The 3,476-nt window shown below is 57.5% G+C and carries 4 protein-coding genes; 2 read left to right on the forward strand and 2 right to left on the reverse strand.

The features are described 5' to 3' along the window. Positions 1-64: 64 nt before the first annotated feature. Positions 65-259, reverse strand: a complete 195-nt coding sequence (locus tag ACOSYY_RS01565) for a hypothetical protein (protein ID WP_421660504.1) — start codon at positions 257-259, stop codon at positions 65-67. 115 nt (positions 260-374) lie between these two features. Here ACOSYY_RS01565 and ACOSYY_RS01570 point away from each other — a divergent pair, with 115 nt between their 5' ends. After that, on the forward strand, positions 375-599 hold the full coding sequence (locus ACOSYY_RS01570; RefSeq protein WP_421660505.1) for a DUF433 domain-containing protein: 225 nt from the start codon (positions 375-377) through the stop codon (positions 597-599). Further along, the gene (locus ACOSYY_RS01575) at positions 592-969 is read left to right on the forward strand and encodes a DUF5615 family PIN-like protein (RefSeq protein ID WP_421660506.1); all 378 of its coding nucleotides are present in this window, start codon (positions 592-594) and stop codon (positions 967-969) included. The genes ACOSYY_RS01570 and ACOSYY_RS01575 overlap by 8 nt, the downstream gene beginning before the upstream one ends. Before the next feature lie 104 nt (positions 970-1,073). On the opposite strand, the gene ACOSYY_RS01580 is transcribed toward ACOSYY_RS01575, so the two are convergent. Beyond that, positions 1,074-3,476: M1 family metallopeptidase (locus ACOSYY_RS01580; RefSeq protein ID WP_421660507.1), on the reverse strand; the 2,403-nt coding region annotated here is incomplete at its 5' end.

Raw genomic sequence — 3,476 nt, forward strand, 5'->3', positions numbered from 1 at the left:
ACAGGTCATGAACGGTCAGCTGAGTAATCTCTGATGGTGCAGGAACCGAGCAAGAACTGACGTTTCAGGCCTCAAGCGCGTGGACGAGTGCGGCACGAATCCCTCGTCCTTCCCGTTCACGGAACGAGACGGCGACACGGAGTTGTTCCAGGTACTGCTCCAGCGTCTTCCCGCCCAGATCGAGCTTGCGAGTGGCAAAGAACGAGCGCACGTCCTGTTCGAGCTCCGGAGTGGCAAGACCGACGATGCCTCCGCACATCCGGCGATTACCTCAGAGCTGACGTGCTGAGCCAGATGCTTTGACCAGTTCGATAGGGCTTGCTATCATGAGAATGTTGGATCACTGATCTTTGGTTCGATCTCTGGAGAGTGCCATGCGCTATGAACGAATCAGCATAGACCCTCATATCTGCAGCGGGAAACCCTGCATTCGCGGCACACGGATCATGGTGACCAACATTCTCGGCCTGATTGCCGGCGGCTATACGAACGATCCAATCCTGCAAACCTACCCTGAACTCACTCGCGAGGACATTGCGGCGGCCCTGGACTATGTAAGTCAGGTCGTCGATGAAGATAAAGTGATCCCCCGTGCCTGAAGCTCTCACCGTCCTCTTGGATCAAAACGTCCCCCGTGCCGTCGCTCCCTGGATTCGAACTCGGCGTCCGCAGTGGACGGTCTTCCATACTGTTGACGTCGACCTATCCGGTCAGCTTGACGAAACGCTCTTCGCCTGGGCTCAGCGGCAGAACGCCATGATCATCACGTTTGACGAAGATTTTGCCGACCAGCGGGCGTTTCCCCTTGGCTCCCACTCGGGAATCATTCGACTGCGCGTCTGGCCCACCACGATCGAGGAAACTCAACTGGCGCTGGAGCGGCTACTCACGGAGGTGCCAGACGAAGAGCTTGCGCGAGCGCTTGTGATCATCGACCGTGAAGCCATTCGCGTCCGGCGCGGTCCGTAGGTTGTCTATTGTATAACATTGATTGAGCTTGACACCGGCTTATTAACCCCATCCCTGAGAAAGGCAAGAAAGAAATGCCGCTCTCTAAAGCATGGATGGATGTTCTATGTTTCGTGCTGTATCGCGCTGACAAGCGCTGCCTGTATCGTGCGTCCTTCCCGTTCGCGGAACGAGACGGACACACGGAGTTGTTCCAGGTACTGCTCCAGCGTCTTCCCGCCCAGATCGATCTTGCGGGACGCGAAAAAGTCGCGCACGTCCTGTTCGAGCTCCGGAGTGGCAAGACCGACGATGCCTCCGCACATCCGCCTCAGACCTTGTTTCGGGAACAGCCGATCCATGTGATCCCAATTCGCTTTCACAAAATCCCACGTGAGGTCACGGCTATACACACTCAGGAGCATGGCTCCGACGATGAAGGGAGCGTCTTGGGTGCGGATCTCGCCGTTGATCGTGCGGGTTAAGGTGCGCGCGAGTAACTCCTTGTGCCGAAAAGAGGCCAAAGAAAAGAGGTAGCGCCGTTCTTCCTGGGGGGTAGACCCGGTTCGATAAAGTTCTAAGAATTCATCATACCGGGCTTCGTCTCCGGTGTGGGCCAGAATGGCCACGAGCGCGGGCACGACATTCGAGTCGATGGAAGCCGGATCTTGGCGGTATCGCCGATACCGTTCTGCCGCCTCCTGTTGTGTCGCAGCATCATTACCCAGTTTGCCAAGAGCGCCGAGTAGATCACCCCGCAATTGCCGAACGAGATCCGACTCGCCTTGCCTCGTATCCCATCCCAACTCCTCTATTGTCGGCTTGACGCAGTGGCACACAAGGGTTTCAAGGTCTTTCCGATCTTCCGAGGAGATGATCCTGTTCAGGAAGGAAAAGGAGTCCAGCAACACCGCCCAGACGTTCTTGTCCCGCTCACTCTTGAAATGGCCGGTGAGTCGGAGATACTCCGGAAGCGTCGTGAGCCCGGCCACTGTGGTCGCCCACGTGTCACTGACGAGGATGAACCGTTCGATGGCCGCCAGACGATCAAGCCCCTGATCGAGTAGTTGCTCTAGGAGCGGGGCCCGATGGCGGACACGATAAAACCCATGCCCTCCTTCGTTGACAAACACGGACGTCACTCCATCTGGTAGTCCGACCTTCGTCTCTTGCCCGGTCAACAAGAGTTGACGGTGTTCCGTACGATTGCCGACGGCAAGACGAATCTGGATGGGGATCTGCCACAGTTCCTCCAACGCCGGCTCTTGGACGAGATACGTAAACCGTTGTTGCGAGAGCCGCAGTTCTTGACCATGCAATTCCGCCGTGACCAAGGGAAACCCCGGTTGAAAGATCCACCCGTTCATCAACTCAGGCACCGGTTGGCGGGCCGCCGTGCCGAGGGCCGTCCAGAGATCCTGCGTATCCGCGTTGCCGTACGCATGGGTACGAAGATACTGTCGCACACCGTCCCGGAAGACCGTTGGGCCGATATGCTGCTCCAACATCCGAAGGACCGACGCCCCTTTTTCATAGGTCAAAATGTCGAACATTGCGTCGGCGTCCTTCGGTGCGTGAACCGGGTATTCGATCGGCCGGGTGCTCACCAGCCCATCGACCGAGAACGCGGCCGCTCGCGCGACGCTGAAACTCTCCCAACGTTTCCATTCCGGTTTCCCGGCATCAACGGCCAGCATCTCCATGAAGGTCGCGAACGCCTCGTTCAGCCAAAGCCCATTCCACCACGACATAGTGACTAAGTCGCCGAACCACATATGGGCGTTCTCATGGGCCACCACGTCGGCTACGCGCTCGAGCTCGGCATGGGTTCCGGTTTGTCGATCCACGAGTAACGCCGTCTCACGGAACGTGATGGCGCCGAGATTTTCCATCGCCCCGGAAGCAAAGTCCGGAATGGCCAAGAGGTCGAGCTTGTCTCCCGGGTAAGGCATGCCGTAGTAATCTTCGAAGAACTTCAGGGATGCCGCAGCGATATCCTGTCCGAACGGAGTGAGCGGTTGTTTCCCTGGAACCGTCCACAGCCGAAGAGGCGTCTTACCGATCCATACCGGCTCCGTCGCCTCCATACGACCGACCACGAAAGCCACGAGATAGGTTGACATCTTGATGGTGTCTGCGAACCGTACGACTTTCTTGCCGCTCTCAACGGACTCCGATATGACCGACGTATTTGAGATGGCTGTGAGATGAGGGTCGATCACGAGCGTGGTCGCGAACACCGCTTTAAAATCCGGTTCGTCCCAACAGGGAAAGGCCCGGCGCGCATCCGTGGCTTCGAACTGCGTGGCCGCCAACGTCTGCTGCGTTCCTAAAACATCTTTGTAGGTACTCCGATAGAAGCCGCGGAGCTGATCGTTCAGCTTGCCGTGAAAGGAAAGATGCAGCCGCCATTCGCCAGGCCGGAGCGGTTCTTGAAAAGAGAATTCCACCCGTTGCGTTTTTTGTTCCGATTCGATACGCGCCTTGAATTGCCGCCGATTCGCGTCCTCGGCCATCGCTGACTGAAG

Source organism: Nitrospira sp. BLG_2 (assembly GCF_049222245.1).